Origin of the sequence: Janthinobacterium sp. HH102, from assembly GCF_001758625.2 — a bacterium.
Classification (GTDB): Bacteria; Pseudomonadota; Gammaproteobacteria; order Burkholderiales; family Burkholderiaceae_D; genus Janthinobacterium.
Map to the genome: position 1 here is coordinate 3,606,443 of NZ_CP062062.1, position 13,815 is coordinate 3,620,257.

The 13,815-nt window shown below is 62.0% G+C and carries 17 protein-coding genes; 10 read left to right on the plus strand and 7 right to left on the minus strand.

Annotation, left to right across the window (positions count from 1 at the left end):
* Positions 1-109 precede the first annotated feature (109 nt).
* The 9 genes from JAB4_RS16350 (at position 110) to JAB4_RS16390 (ending at position 5,351) form a co-directional block, all read left to right on the plus strand.
* Positions 110-922, plus strand: a complete 813-nt coding sequence (locus tag JAB4_RS16350; RefSeq protein WP_070218837.1) for an ATP-binding cassette domain-containing protein — start codon at positions 110-112, stop codon at positions 920-922.
* A gap of 17 nt (positions 923-939) precedes the next feature.
* On the plus strand, positions 940-1,752 hold the full coding sequence (locus JAB4_RS16355; protein WP_070218886.1) for an ABC transporter permease: 813 nt from the start codon (positions 940-942) through the stop codon (positions 1,750-1,752).
* The gene (phnE, locus tag JAB4_RS16360) at positions 1,749-2,546 is read left to right on the plus strand and encodes a phosphonate ABC transporter, permease protein PhnE (protein ID WP_070218838.1); all 798 of its coding nucleotides are present in this window, start codon (positions 1,749-1,751) and stop codon (positions 2,544-2,546) included. Before JAB4_RS16355 ends, phnE begins: the two co-directional genes overlap by 4 nt.
* A 25-nt stretch (positions 2,547-2,571) precedes the next feature.
* On the plus strand, positions 2,572-2,937 hold the full coding sequence (locus JAB4_RS16365; protein ID WP_070218839.1) for a hypothetical protein: 366 nt from the start codon (positions 2,572-2,574) through the stop codon (positions 2,935-2,937).
* 57 nt (positions 2,938-2,994) lie between these two features.
* On the plus strand, positions 2,995-3,636 hold the full coding sequence (locus tag JAB4_RS16370) for a hypothetical protein (protein WP_070218840.1): 642 nt from the start codon (positions 2,995-2,997) through the stop codon (positions 3,634-3,636).
* 2 nt (positions 3,637-3,638) lie between these two features.
* Complete coding sequence (locus JAB4_RS16375) at positions 3,639-4,127, plus strand: GNAT family N-acetyltransferase (protein ID WP_070218841.1); 489 nt, start codon at positions 3,639-3,641, stop codon at positions 4,125-4,127.
* 219 nt (positions 4,128-4,346) lie between these two features.
* Positions 4,347-4,697, plus strand: a complete 351-nt coding sequence (locus JAB4_RS16380) for a hypothetical protein (protein ID WP_070218842.1) — start codon at positions 4,347-4,349, stop codon at positions 4,695-4,697.
* 114 nt (positions 4,698-4,811) lie between these two features.
* Positions 4,812-5,039 (plus strand): hypothetical protein, encoded by a 228-nt coding sequence (locus JAB4_RS16385; protein WP_217494516.1) that lies wholly within the window; start codon positions 4,812-4,814, stop codon positions 5,037-5,039.
* Entirely contained in the window at positions 5,040-5,351 is a 312-nt protein-coding gene (locus tag JAB4_RS16390) for a hypothetical protein (protein ID WP_070218843.1), read from the plus strand.
* 13 nt (positions 5,352-5,364) lie between these two features.
* Here the strand turns inward: JAB4_RS16390 and JAB4_RS16395 are convergent, their stop codons facing one another.
* The 7 genes from JAB4_RS16395 to cyoA form a co-directional block, all read right to left on the minus strand.
* Entirely contained in the window at positions 5,365-5,901 is a 537-nt protein-coding gene (locus JAB4_RS16395) for a response regulator transcription factor (RefSeq protein ID WP_034788474.1), read from the minus strand.
* Positions 5,891-7,240, minus strand: a complete 1,350-nt coding sequence (locus JAB4_RS16400; RefSeq protein ID WP_099408535.1) for an ATP-binding protein — start codon at positions 7,238-7,240, stop codon at positions 5,891-5,893. Before JAB4_RS16400 ends, JAB4_RS16395 begins: the two co-directional genes overlap by 11 nt.
* Entirely contained in the window at positions 7,224-7,985 is a 762-nt protein-coding gene (locus JAB4_RS16405) for an SURF1 family protein (RefSeq protein WP_227741969.1), read from the minus strand. The genes JAB4_RS16400 and JAB4_RS16405 overlap by 17 nt, the downstream gene beginning before the upstream one ends.
* A gap of 77 nt (positions 7,986-8,062) precedes the next feature.
* Positions 8,063-8,449, minus strand: a complete 387-nt coding sequence (cyoD, locus tag JAB4_RS16410; protein ID WP_034788483.1) for a cytochrome o ubiquinol oxidase subunit IV — start codon at positions 8,447-8,449, stop codon at positions 8,063-8,065.
* Positions 8,446-9,084 carry a cytochrome o ubiquinol oxidase subunit III gene (cyoC, locus tag JAB4_RS16415; RefSeq protein ID WP_034788486.1) on the minus strand — a complete coding sequence of 213 codons (639 nt, stop codon included), beginning with the start codon at positions 9,082-9,084 and terminating at the stop codon, positions 8,446-8,448. Before cyoC ends, cyoD begins: the two co-directional genes overlap by 4 nt.
* Positions 9,077-11,080, minus strand: coding sequence for a cytochrome o ubiquinol oxidase subunit I (gene cyoB / locus JAB4_RS16420; protein WP_070218846.1), 2,004 nt, complete (start codon positions 11,078-11,080; stop codon positions 9,077-9,079). Before cyoB ends, cyoC begins: the two co-directional genes overlap by 8 nt.
* A gap of 90 nt (positions 11,081-11,170) precedes the next feature.
* Positions 11,171-12,154: a ubiquinol oxidase subunit II gene (gene cyoA, locus JAB4_RS16425; RefSeq protein WP_175444764.1), complete on the minus strand. Its 984-nt coding sequence runs from the start codon at positions 12,152-12,154 to the stop codon at positions 11,171-11,173.
* A 217-nt stretch (positions 12,155-12,371) separates the two neighbouring features.
* On the opposite strand from cyoA, the gene JAB4_RS16430 reads away from it, so the two are divergent.
* On the plus strand, positions 12,372-13,718 hold the full coding sequence (locus tag JAB4_RS16430; protein ID WP_070218888.1) for an MFS transporter: 1,347 nt from the start codon (positions 12,372-12,374) through the stop codon (positions 13,716-13,718).
* Positions 13,719-13,815 lie beyond the last annotated feature (97 nt).

Here is a 13,815-nt window from a genome sequence, read left to right on the forward strand (position 1 = left end):
AGCGATAATGCCAACAATGTTGTCGGATTACGGCCTCCGGCCTAATCCGACCTACGCTGCCGTCGCATGGCGTAATCCGACACACCAACGCCCCCATACCGAACATCGCATGACATTCCAACTTCACAAGGTCAGCGTCCACCACGCGGGCGCCGCCGGCAGTGCGCTGGCGCTGCGCGAGCTGGACCTGGACGTGGCCAAGGGTGAACAGATCGCCCTGATCGGCCCGTCCGGCGCCGGCAAGACCAGCTTGCTGCACACCTTGGCCTGCGCGCTGCGCCCGGCATCGGGCACATTGCACATCCTGGGCGCATCGCCCTGGCAGCTCGGCAGCGCCGCGCGCCACGCCTTGCGCGCGCGCCTGTTCCTGGCGCCGCAAACGCCGCCGCTGCCGCCGCGCCAGCGCGTTGTCAACGCCGTGCTGGCGGGACGCTTGCCGCAATGGAGCTTGTGGACGGCCATCCGTTCGCTGGTCGCGCCCGTCGATCCGCGCGCCGCATGGGAAGCGCTCGGCAAATTCAACCTGCAGGATAAACTGTATGCGCGGGTCGACCGCCTGTCCGGCGGCGAACGCCAGCGCTGCGGCATGGCGCGCGCGCTCGTGTCGGATGCAGAAGTGTTCCTCGTCGACGAACCCTTGTCCGCGCTCGACCCCACCCTCGCCTTGCAGACGATCCACGTGCTGCAGGCGGAAGCGACGGCGCGCAACGCCACCCTGATCTGCAGCCTGCACCAGGTGGAGATCGCGCGCGCCTGCTTTACGCGCATCGTCGCCCTGCGCGACGGCCAGATCGTCTTCGACTTGCCTGGCGCCGAGGTCAGCGACGCCATGATCGCCGAGCTGTACCGCAACAAGGCCGACGCCGCGCCCCAGTTCGAATCGGTGGAAGCGAACCTGGACGCCACGAGGCCCCTTTGCTGAAGAGCGCCGACGCCGCCATGCCGCGCGACCCCGCCTGGCGCGGCCGCCTGACCGGGGCTGCCATCGTGCTGCTCGTGCTGTGGCCGATGCTGGTGCAGGCCGAATTCAAGCCGTGGATACTATGGGATGCGCAAAGCCTGGCAGCCACCAGGCAATTCATCGCCAGCTTCGTGCCGCCCGCCCACTCGCTGGAATTTTTGCAGCTGGTGGCCATTTCCAGCTGGGAAACCATCGCCATGGCCACGGCCGGCATGGCGCTTGCCATGCTGGGCGCCATTCCCCTGACCTTGCTGGTGACGGAGCGCCTGTCGATCTCGCGCATCGGCAGCGGCCAAGTGTCGCCGCTGGCCGCCAGCGTGCGCCATGGCGTGCGCGCGCTGCTGGTGCTGCTGCGCAGCGTGCCGGAACTGGTCTGGGCATTGCTATTGGTGCGCATCGTGGGACTGGGGCCGACGGCGGGCGTGATCGCCATCGCGCTCACGTATTGCGGCATGCTGGGCAAGGTGTATGCGGAAATCCTCGAATCATCGGACGCCGCCGCCTGCAACGCGCTATTGCACAACGGCAGCGGCAGATTAAAAGCCTTGCTGTACGGCGCCCTGCCCGAATCGGCCGCGGAACTGGTGTCGTACACGATCTACCGGTGGGAATGCGCGATCCGCGGCTCCGTCGTCATGGGATTTGTCGGCGCGGGCGGCCTGGGCCAGCGCATGGATGAATCGATGAAGATGATGGCAGGCAATGAACTGGCCACCATGCTGATGGTGTTCGTGCTGCTGGTGGCGGGCGCCGACGCCGTCTCCGCCATGCTGCGCCGGAGGCTGGCATGAAGACTGAACCGATGTTGCCCGCCCCTGCCCCCGTGCGCTGGTCGACCTGGGCCTTGCTGGCCGGTCTGCTGCTGCTGGTCATCGCCAGCTTCGCCACCCTGCCCATGAAATGGGGAGAATTCTTCAGTGCCGATGCCGTGCGCACGACGGCCGATTTCCTGCACGGCTTCGCCCCGCCCGAGCTGGCCAGCCCCTTCCTGATGAAAGTCGGCGTGGCGACGTTCGAAACCCTGGCCATGTCGGCCATCGGCACGGTGATCGCCGCCATCCTGGGCGCGCTGCTGGCCCTGCCCGCCAGCGGCCGTTTCGGCAGCCTGGCGCGCAACGCGACGCGTGGCGTGTTGAATGTGCTGCGCTCGATCCCGGAACTGGTGTGGGCCTCGATCCTGCTGATCGCCGCCGGCCTGGGCCCGTTCGCGGGCACCCTGGCCCTGGCCCTGCACACGGTGGGCGTGCTGGGCCGCTTGTTTGCCGACGCCTTCGAAAATTGCCCGCCCTTGCCGGCCGCCACCCTGCGCATCAATGGCGCCCGGCCCGCCGTGGCCTTTTTGTACGCGACCTTGCCGCAGTGCGGGCCGCAGATGATGTCCTACACCCTGTACCGCTGGGAAAACAATATCCGCGCCGCCGCCATCCTCGGCGTTGTCGGCGCGGGCGGCCTGGGGCAGATGCTGAAATACCATCTGTCGCTGTTCCAGATGCAGAACGCCGCCACCGTCATCGTCGCCATGCTGCTGATGGTGGCCGCCGTCGATGGCCTCAGCTACCTGCTGCGCCGCGCCATGACCCGCTAATTTTCACTTTTCACAAGGAATGCCCATGTCAGGCTGGTGGACGATTATCTCGACAGAAACGCCGGAACAGCTGGCCGATATGACGAAGGTCAACAAGGAAGCGTTTCTCGCCACGTGGGAAGCGGGCCTGTTCGGCGCCGACTGGATCGCGCAATTGTGTGAGCAAAGCAAGGCGACCCAGCTGGCCTTCAATGGTTTCCCCAACCGCTACACGGCCTCGGCGGACGTCATCGCGCCCCTGCTGCTGGCGGGCATCGCCGAAGCGCAGGACGGGGAATTTCCGCAAGACAAGCCCACGGGCTGGCCCGGCAGCATTACCGTGTATCCGGAGCGCATCGCCGCGTGCAGACCTGGACAGTTGCTGACCATCGAAGTGTGGGACCAATCGTAAATGATGATCAGAGGCAAATGATTTACACTGGCAGCTGAACAATAAAGGAGTCCATGCATGGGATTGGCAATAACAGTCGGCGCTCTGGCCGACCTGCACGAAGAAGACCCGGAAGGCGCGCAATGGTTGGCCGATTCCCTGGCGCAAGCGAACGCCCTGCTGCAAAAAGCGGGCTTGCCGCAGCATGGCGAACCGCTGGTCTTGCCGCAACTGCAGTCGCGCGCAGCGCTTGATTCCTTTCCATACAGCTACCTGCATTATTTGCGCCGCGCGTATGCGCATGCGGTCCAGGATGGGCAATGGCGGGCCACGCCGCTGGCCGAAGGCGAGGATCCAAGCGAAGATCCGGTGCTGGAAGCGGCGCAGGATGACCTGGACAGCCACCTGCTCTGCCATTCCGATTGCGAGGGCTTTTATTTCCCCCTCGTCTTCGACGACGTCATTTTTGCCGATGATGAACATCCGCTGCTGGGCGGCATGCTCGGTTCCTCGTACAGCCTGCGCGCCGAACTGGTCACGGTCGCGCCCGCGCTGGGCATTTTCCTGCTCGGCGACGAGCTGAGCGATGAAGAAGCGGCGCGCATCAATGCGCGTATCGACGCCGAAGACGGCCTCGAGCGCGAACTGATCGCCTGGCTGGCCGCGTATGAGGCATGCAGGCTCAGCATCGAACACAAGACAGCGATCGTCTTCAACTGAGCATGCTGATACGGCCCACCACCGCCAGCGACTGGCCAGCGCTGAAAGCCACGCGCCTGGCCGCGCTGCTCGACGCCCCCACGGCCTTTGGCGCCAGCCACGCCAGCACGGCCGCTTTTGCCGATGCCGACTGGCAGCAGCGCGCCATCAGCACGCCGCAGCGCACGTTTTTCCTCGCCTTTGACGACGATCAACCAATCGGCCTCGCAGCGCAGGTGCTCGCCGGTAATGGCGAGTGCCACCTGATCGCCATGTGGGTGCAACAGCAATACCGCGGCCGGGCCGTAGCCCAGGGGCTGGTCGACGCCGTGAAACAATGCGCGGTGGACAACGGCCATTCCCGGCTGGTACTCGACGTGGCGCCCGAGAATGCGCGCGCGGCCACCTTCTATCAGAAACAGGGTTTTGTCTTTTTGCCGGAATGGGAAGCGCTGGAGAGCCATCCGCATATCCGCGTGCAGAAGATGGAGTGGCTGGCGCCGGCTAGCTGATAGTGGCCCAGGCCCTGGCGCCGCTGGAACTGTCGGGGCGCGCACACAGCACGATGTAAGCAAAATTGTGGGGACGGCAGCAAACGACGCAATGATCCTGTTAATATTGCCAAATACTTAAATGACTGGCACCATCCGACGGACAAGCGCCACGGCATTCAAGCATGACGGATGTATTTTCCTGCCCCGCAGGCCACTCTTGCATAGACTGTCAACACCATGAAAAAACTGCTCCTGGGCGCCGTCGCCGCCTGCTGCGCGCTGCATGCCGGCGCCGCCCCTGTCGAAGACTTCATCAGCATCTGGAAACTGGAACGCACCACCGTCCCGAACTATGTCGTCATCAAACAGGAAGGCGAGCGGCTCGTGGCGCTGCGCTACTCGCGCAATGTGCTGACCAACAAGATCACCGAACGGCGCTTTCCCGCCAGCTATGCGAACGGCGACGTCACCATCGCTGCGGGCGAGACCATCATCGAAGCGCGCAGCGTGAACGACGTGGCGACCGTCACGACGCTGGCGGAAGCGTACAAAAAGATTTCGTCCTCCACGGCCGCACCGACTAGTTAAGGAATGGCGCAGATTTGAGTCACATCATCATCCGCCAGCGCTATCCGGGTGCAGAAGATGGAGTCGATAGCGCCGGCATGAGCGCAATCAGTTGGTACACCCCGAGGATGAAGCGTGTTTGACTGGATTTTCGACGCCATCGTCTGGGTCGTTCGCCTGCTGGTCTATAACGTAGTAGGAACGGTCATCGAAAAACTGTTCTATTGGCCGGGCTGGGCAATGCTACGGCTGCTCACCCTGGGCCATTACCCTCCGGCAAGAGGGCTTCCTCACCATCATTTTGCCGTCGCCCTGTTTGCTGCAATAGTCATTGCTTCCGGCTTGCTGATGGCATGGGCGTAAATGCAGATGCGCCGCCTGGGCGACCTGCGGCTGGCGTGCGAAGTCCACTGGGCCATCGACAAGGAGACCTTGCCTTTCGCCATGCGCACCATGATGAGCGCAATGGGCGGGCCCTGCAATTTCGTGTCGAAAAAGGGCACCTACAGCTTTGCCGAAATGCGGCGCATCACGGCTGCGACGATCAGTTTCAACGGCAAAAGCGCGCCCGTGCCCTTCAACGGCCATGCTTTCACTCCGCCGCTGCGGGAGCAGGACTGGAGCGATGACAGTATGATCGAACTGGCATTCGACAACGATCAGGCTGCGCAGTGACCAGCGCAGTACCCTACTTCACCCGCTGCTTTTCCAGCTTGCGCGCCAAGGTGCGCCGGTGCATGCCCAGCCTTCTCGCCGTTTCCGAGATATTGAAATCCGTCTCGGCCAGCATTTCGTGGATGCGCTCCCATTCCAGGGTCTTGATGTTGGTGGCGCGGTTCGTCAGTTCGATGTCGGCGTTGCCGGCCACGTGGCCGAAGGCCGCTTCGATGTCGTCCGTGTTCGACGGTTTCGCCAAATACTGGCAGGCGCCCAGCTTGATGGCTTCGACGGCCGTGCCGATGCTGGCGTAGCCCGTCAGCACGACGATCAGCATTTCCGGGTCGTGCTGGTGCAGCATCTGCACGCAGGCCAGGCCGGACGTATTGCCATTGAGTTTCAAATCGACGACGGCGTAGTCGGGGCAATGCTGTTCCAGCAAGGCGCTCGCCTCATCGAAATTGGTGGCCAGGATGACCTGATAGCCGCGCCGTTCGAACGAGCGGCCCAGGGTGCGGGCAAACGCGGCATCGTCTTCCACGATCAGTAACAGACGGTCATCCTGCATGGTGGTCGCTTTCTCTTTCCAGTTTGATGGCAGCCAGCGGCAAGGCCAGGTGCACCACCGCCCCGCCCTGTACCCGGTTGCGCGCCGTCACCGTGCCGCCCAGGGTACGCGCGACATTGACCACCAGGAACAGGCCGAGGCCGCCGCCGGGCTTGCCCTTGCTGCTTTGATATGGTTTGCCCAGGTGCGTCAGCATCGACGGCTCGAAGCCGGGGCCCGCATCGGTAACGACCAGGTGCAAGGCGTCCGCTTCGCGCGTCGCTTCAAAACGCAGCCATTCGGGCGATGCTTCCAGCGCATTGTCGAGCACATTGCAGATGGTTTGTTTCAAGGTCGAATCGAAGACGACGGGCACATCGTGCTCGATGCGGTTATCGTACTCGAAATCCTGGATCGGGCGGCTCGTGCGCCACTCGTCGACCAGGTCGTTGAGGAAGGTATTGATCGTCGTCTTCACGGAAGATTCCCCGCGCGCCTCGCCCGCCGACAATAAAATGCCGCTGACGATGCTCTTGCAGCGCTGCAATTGCGCCTGCATTTCCGTGATTTCTTCCAGCAATTCGCTGTTCTTGCTCAATTCCGGCATGCGGCGCCAGTCGCCGAGGATGACGGACAAGGTTGCCAGCGGCGTGCCCAGCTCGTGCGCGGCGCCCGAGGCCAGCAAGCCCATGCGGATGATGTGCTCCTCTTCCGCCGCGCGCTGGCGCAAGTCGGCCACCTTGGCGTCGCCGGCCCGCTGGTTGCGGTTGATGCGCGTGATGAACACCACCAGCAAGGCGGCGTTCAAAATAAAACAGATCAGCAGGCCCTGCACGTACAGGCTGGAAAAACCGCGCTCGGGGTCGATCGGCAGGATCAAGGGGCCGGGCAGCAAGGCCAGGCCCGCCAGGCACAGGCTGGTAATGGCCACCATGATCCAGGTCGACCACACTTCCAGCAGCACGGCGCTGAGGATGACTTGCAATAAATACAGGAAGGCAAACGGATTGCTGATGCCGCCGCTCAGGTAGAGCTGGGCCGTCAGCACGGTGACGTCGACCAGCAGGGCAAGAAACAGGGCCGTATTGGAAACGGGCTGGCGTTCGTGCCAGCGCAGCAGGCTGGCCAGGTTGAAGGCGATCAGGCAGGACAGCACTTCCAGCATGTAGGGCACGGGCAAGGCGATGCCCAGTCCCACGCCCACGCCGAAGATGGTGCTGATCTGGCCGATCACGGCCAGCCAGCGCAGCTGGATCAGCAGCTTCATGTTCTGGTGGCCGGCCGGATGTTCCATCTCGGCCGCCACGGCGCCGCGTTCTAGTACCTCGCGGTTGGGCAGGATTTCAATCCTGCCCGGCATGGTCGCTTTCCTGGCGATCGGCATTGCCCGCCTTGCGCGCGCGGCGGCGCCGGTCTTCGCGCACGATCCACCATGTGATGCCGGCCACCATCAGGGCCAGCGCGAACCACGTCAAGGCGTACACGAGGTGATTGTTGTGGAACGAGATCACGGTCAGGCCGCCGACGGGGGCGTCACTGGCCGTTTCCGATTTCTCTTTCGCATCGACGAAATATGGCGCCACGTTGCTCAGCATGTGCGAGGCGGCGATGGCGGCCACGTCGCGCGAATACCAGTGCTGCGTGGCAGGACTGTTTTCACGCAAGAAACCGCCGCCCGTCTCGCTGATGCGCAGCAAGCCGTCGACCTCGACGATGCCGGCCGGCGTGCTGGCGGCGATGCCGGCGCGTTTCGGCACGAAGCCGCGGTTGATGAGCACGGTGCTGCCGTCGGCCAGGCGCAAGGGCGTCACCAGCCAGTAACCGCTGCCCAGTGCCGTCGTTGCTTGCACCAGGGTATTGAAAATGGGGAGATAAGTACCGGAGAGTCGCACATGGCGGTATTCATCCGTTTGCTGCGTGATGCCGGCCCAGGCTGCGGGTCCAGGCGCGTCCGTTGCGGGCGCATGTACGCGTTGTTCGACGCGCTCGATCAGGTCAAGCTTCCAGAACAGGCGCTTGACTTGCCAGGTTCCCAGGATACAGAAACCGGCAAACAAGATCCCCGCCAGCAAGGCCAGTGCAATTTTTGAATAATGCACAGCCATGCCGCGTGGGCCTGGCGCGGCATCTTGCGATGCGGCGCCAGGGGCGCGCCCTGTGTTGCTTGGGCGCGGTTGACTCATCATGGAGCCGTTTTCGTATGCATGTACTCAGGCATCAGATCCGGCATCATGTTGTGGTTCATGTGGTACATGACCCACAGGGAACCGGCCATGGCAATGCCCACGATCATGATCGTGAAGATCAGCGCCATCATGTTCCAGCCGCCTTCGGACTTGGTGTTCATGTGCAGGAAGTACACCATGTGTACCACCACTTGAACGGCCGCGAACGCCAGCAGGACCAGACCCATGGTGCCCGAGTTGGTGATGGCTTTCGTCATCACCAGCCAGAACGGAATGGCCGTCAGGATCACCGACAGGATGAAACCGATGGCGTAGCTTTTCAGGCTGCCATGATCGTGGTTGTCATGGTGGTGGCTATCGCCGTGTGTGTGGTGGTCGCTCATGGCAGCACTCCCATCAGGTAGACAAAGGTGAAGACGCCGATCCAGATGACGTCCAGGAAGTGCCAGAACAGCGACAGGCACATCATGCGGCGGCCGTTTTCCGGGGTCAGGCCATGCTTGTTCAACTGGAACATCAAGGTCACGAGCCAGATCACGCCGAACGTCACGTGCAAGCCGTGGGTGCCGACCAGGGCAAAGAACGACGACAGGAACGCGCTGCGCTGCGGACCGGCGCCTTCGTGGATCAGATGAATGAATTCATACATTTCCAGCGACAGGAAGGCCAGGCCGAACAGGCCCGTGATGCCCAGCCAGACCAGGGTGCTGCGCAATTGCTTGCGCTGCATGGCCAGCATGGCGAAGCCGTAGGTGATCGACGACAGCAGCAGCATGGCCGTGTTGACGGCCACCAGCGGCAGGTCGAACAGCGCGGCGCCCGTCGGGCCGTCCGCATAGCTGCGGCCGACCACGGCGTACGTGGCGAACAGACAGGCGAAGATCAGGCAATCGCTCATCAGGTAGAGCCAGAAACCGAGCAAGCTGCCGTTTTCCGGGTGGTGCTCGCGCACAAAGTAGCTGCGCGTGCTTGGTGCGGCGCCAGCGGCGCCGGTGTTATGGGCGATGGTATCAGACATGGCTGCTCAGCAATTTAGTATAAGCGTCTTCGGTACGGACCACTTCTTCCGCAGGAATGTAGTAATCGCGCTTGTAGTTAAAGGTATGGACGATGATGGTAATCATCATGACCACGAAGCCGATGCCGGCGACGAGCCACATTTGCCAGATCAGGCCAAAACCGACCAGTGCGGACAGTGCGGCGATCACGAAACCAGCCCAGGTGTTCTTCGGCATGTGGATCTTCGTGAAACCGGACGTCGGACGCTGGTAACCGTGTTTCTTCATGTCAGTCCATGCATCGAGTTCGTGCACTTGTGGCGTGAAGGCGAAATTATAGTCTGGCGGTGGCGACGACGTCGACCATTCCAGCGTACGGCCGCCCCATGGATCGCCGGTGACGTCGCGCAGGGCGTGACGGTTGCGGAAACTCACATAGAACTGCATCAGCAGGGAACCGATACCCAGCGCGATCGAGACGGCGCCAAACCAGGCGATGATGGTCCAGATTTGCAAGGATGGATCTTCAAAGTGGTTGACACGACGGGTCACGCCCATCAGGCCCAGCACGTACAGCGGCATGAAGGCCAGGTAGAAGCCGACGAACCAGAACCAGAACGAGCACTTGCCCCAGAACGCGTCGAGCTTGTAGCCGAAGGCTTTCGGGTACCAGTAGTTAATTGCAGCAAATACACCAAACACCACGCCGCCGATAATCACGTTATGGAAGTGGGCGATCAGGAACAGGCTGTTATGCAGCACGAAGTCCGCTGGTGGTACGGCCAGCAGCACGCCGGTCATGCCGCCGATGGTGAAGGTGACCATGAAGCCGATCGTCCACAGCATCGGCAGTTCGAAGCGGATACGGCCGCGGTACATGGTAAACAGCCAGTTGAAGATCTTCGCGCCCGTCGGGATCGAAATGATCATCGTCGTGATGCCGAAGAAGGAGTTGACGCTGGCGCCCGAACCCATGGTGAAGAAGTGATGCAGCCATACCAGGTACGACAGGATCATGATGACGCAGGTGGCGTACACCATCGAGGCGTAGCCGAACAGGCGCTTGCTGCTGAACGTGGCGACCACTTCCGAGAACACGCCGAACAGCGGCAGGATCAGGATGTAGACTTCCGGGTGACCCCAGATCCAGATCAGGTTGACGTACATCATGGCGTTGCCGCCCAGTTCCGTCGTGAAGAAGTTAAAGCCGGCAACGCGGTCCAGCGACAGCATGGCCAATACGGCCGTCAGCACCGGGAAGGCGGCGACGATCAGGATGTTGGTGCACAGTGCGGTCCAGGTGAAGACGGGCATTTTCATCCAGGTCATGCCAGGCGCGCGCATCTTGACGATGGTGGCGATCAGGTTGACACCGGACAATAGCGTCCCGACCCCGGCAATCTGCAAGGACCAGATGTAATAGTCTACCCCCACGTCCGGACTGCCGACGATGCCCGACAGCGGCGGATACGCCAGCCAGCCCGTGCGGGCGAATTCGCCGACGAACAGCGAAGCCATGACCAGGGCGGCGCCCATGGTGGTCATCCAGAAGCTGAAGTTGTTGAGGAATGGGAAAGCCACGTCGCGCGCGCCGATCTGCAGCGGCACCACGTAGTTCATCAGACCCGTCACGAAAGGCATCGCGACGAAGAAGATCATGATCACGCCGTGGGCGGTGAAGATCTGGTCGTAGTGATGCGGCGGCAGGAAGCCGGCATTGTCGCCAAAGGCGATCGCCTGCTGGGTACGCATCATCAGCGCGTCGGCAAAGCCGCGCAGCAGCATGACCAGGCCCAGGATCATGTACATGATACCGATTTTTTTATGGTCGATACTGGTGATCCAGTCGCGCCACAGGGTACCCCAGACGCGGAAATACGTCAGTGCCGCAACGAGTGCGATACCGCCCAGGGCGACCATTGCAAAGGTCGCCAGCAGGATAGGTTCGTGAAATGGAATTGCATCCCAAGTCAGACGGCCGAATATAAGCTTCGTCAGATCAATATGGTCTAGCATTGTTACTCTCAGAGAAAAAAGGGAGGCGCCAGGCAAGCGGCGCCAGTATCTGCAGCGCCACTACGATGCGCTGCGGGATTCATGCAGTGGTTACTTGGCTTGAACGCCCTTTTCCACGACTGCATCGCTAGCGACTACTGCCGTTACGGCCGCTACCGGGCTTTTTGCCATCGTCAATTTGTATGGCTCGACCGGCGTCACGCACAGGGCGTCGGAAACGATGGTGCGGTTCAGAATTGCCTTGTACAGATCGTTAGGCACGGCGCTGTAGCGGCGTACCGGGTCGCGTTCGCTAGGCTGGGCCAGCGACAGGTAGTCGTCGCGGTTCAGCGCGCCGCCACCGGCACGTGCCGATTCCACCCATTTGTCGAAGTCCGCATCATTGACACCGTGGAACTTGAAGCGCATGCCCGAGAAACCGGCACCGCTGTAGTTCGCGGAGAAGCCTTTATAGACACCCGGCTTGTTGATGACGGCATTCAACTGCGTTTCCATGCCCGGCATGGCGTAGATCTGACCTGCCAGCGCGGGGATGAAGAACGAGTTCATGACGGACGACGCGGTGATCTTGAAGCGGATCGGACGATCGACGGGCGCGTACAGTTCATTCACGGAAGCGATGCCTTGCTCCGGGTAGATGAACAGCCATTTCCAGTCCATGGCCACGACTTCGACGATCATCGGCTTGTGGCTGGCGGGAATGGGACGGTTGGCGTCGATACGGCTCAATGGGCGGTATGGATCGAGGGTGTGGGTGCTGATCCAGGTCAGCAGGCCCAGCACGATGATGATCAGCAGGGGCGCGCCCCAGATAATCAGCTCGAGGCGAGTCGAGTGGTCCCAGTCCGGCTCGTATTTGGCCGCGGTGTTGTTTTTTCTATAGCGCCATGCGAACAGCAGGGTCAGGGCGATTACCGGAACGATAATCAACAGCATCAGCAATGTCGAGATGACAATCAGATTGCCTTGCTGAACTGCGATGTCGCCAGACGGATTCAGTACCACCGTATTGCAACCAGCCAACAATGCGAGAGGTAAAAGAAGCAGTCCGCGACGAACTTTTAATGAAAACATACAGGAAAGTCCAGTACAGGGGATGAAGATATGGTACTGTATTCTCACTGGAGCGCACTGGCAATTGGACGTTTTGTCCTACCCCTTGCTCGGACTTTCACTTGGTAGACGAGGACTTCTCCTACAACTATCTAATGAATAGTCCTGCTCCGGGCGTGAGACACCCGGGGTAAGTTACGCGTTGGCCGAACTCGAAACGATATTGGAGACGATCATCATGTCCAGCACGCGCACACACAGCGGCGATGTACCCGCCGACTTTTCCCCCCACTCCCTGCGCGACGCACGCGGGGCCGGCACGGTCGAATCGCATATCGACCCCGGTGAGATCGCCGTCGGCGTGATCATCGGCCGCGCTTCCGAATACTTTGACTTCTTTGTTTACGCCATCGCCTCGGTGCTGGTGTTTCCGCGCGTCTTCTTCCCGTTCGAAGAACGCCTGGAAGGGACGTTATATGCGTTCCTGATTTTCTCATTCGCCTTCATCGCCCGTCCGTTCGGCACCGTGATCTTCATGGAAATCCAGCGCCGCATGGGACGCAGCGCCAAGCTGACGTTCGCCCTCTTCCTCCTGGGCGTGTCGACGGCCGGCATCGCCTTCCTGCCGACCTACTCCCACCTGGGCTTTGCCGCCATCATCTGGCTGTCCGTGCTGCGCATCGGCCAGGGCGTGGCCCTGGGCGGTTCCTGGGATGGCTTGCCATCGCTGCTGGCCCTGAACGCGCCGGAAAACAAGCGCGGCTGGTACGCCATGCTGGGCCAGCTGGGCGCGCCCGCCGGCTTCCTGATCGCCGCCGGCCTGTTCTGGTTCATGCTGACCAGCCTGACGGATGAAGACTTCCTCGACTGGGGCTGGCGCTATCCGTTCTATGTGGCCTTCGCCATCAACGTCGTGGCCCTGTTTGCCCGTTTGCGCCTGGTGTCGACGAATGAATATGCGCGCCTGCTCGACGAACGCGAACTGCAGCCCGTGAGCGTGTTTGAAATGAGCCGCGGCCAGGGCCGCAACGTGCTGATCGGCGCCCTCGCCGCGCTGGCCAGCTACGCCCTGTTCCACCTGGTCACCGTGTTCCCGCTGTCGTGGATTTCCGTCTACCAGACGCGTTCGGCCCCGGACTTCCTGCAAATCCAGATGGTCGGCGCCGTGCTGGCCGCCATCGGCGTAGTGATTTCCGGCTTGCTGGCCGATAAAGTGGGCCGCCGCACCACCCTGGGCGTGCTGGCCGTGCTGATCGCCATCTTCAGCGCCTTCGTGCCGACCCTGATGGGCGGCGGCAATACGGGCCAGGACGTGTTCATCCTCGTGGGCTTCAGCCTGCTTGGCCTGTCCTACGGCCAGGCTGCCGGCGCCGTGACGGCCAACTTCCCTGCCCGCTTCCGCTATACGGGCGCGGCCCTGACGTCCGACCTGGCCTGGCTGGTCGGCGCCGGCTTCGCCCCGCTGGTGGCGCTGGGCCTGTCGGCCAACTTCGGCCTCGCCTATGTCAGCTTCTACCTGCTGTCGGGCGCCGTCGCCTCGCTGGCCGCGCTGAGCCTGAACCGGGCGCTGGAAATCCGCGACTGACATATATATATATATATATAGAGGCAAATCGGGTGGCAGCGTGCTGCCACCCGACAATACCCAAGAAACGCCGGCACCGTCCGGCGTTTTTTTATGC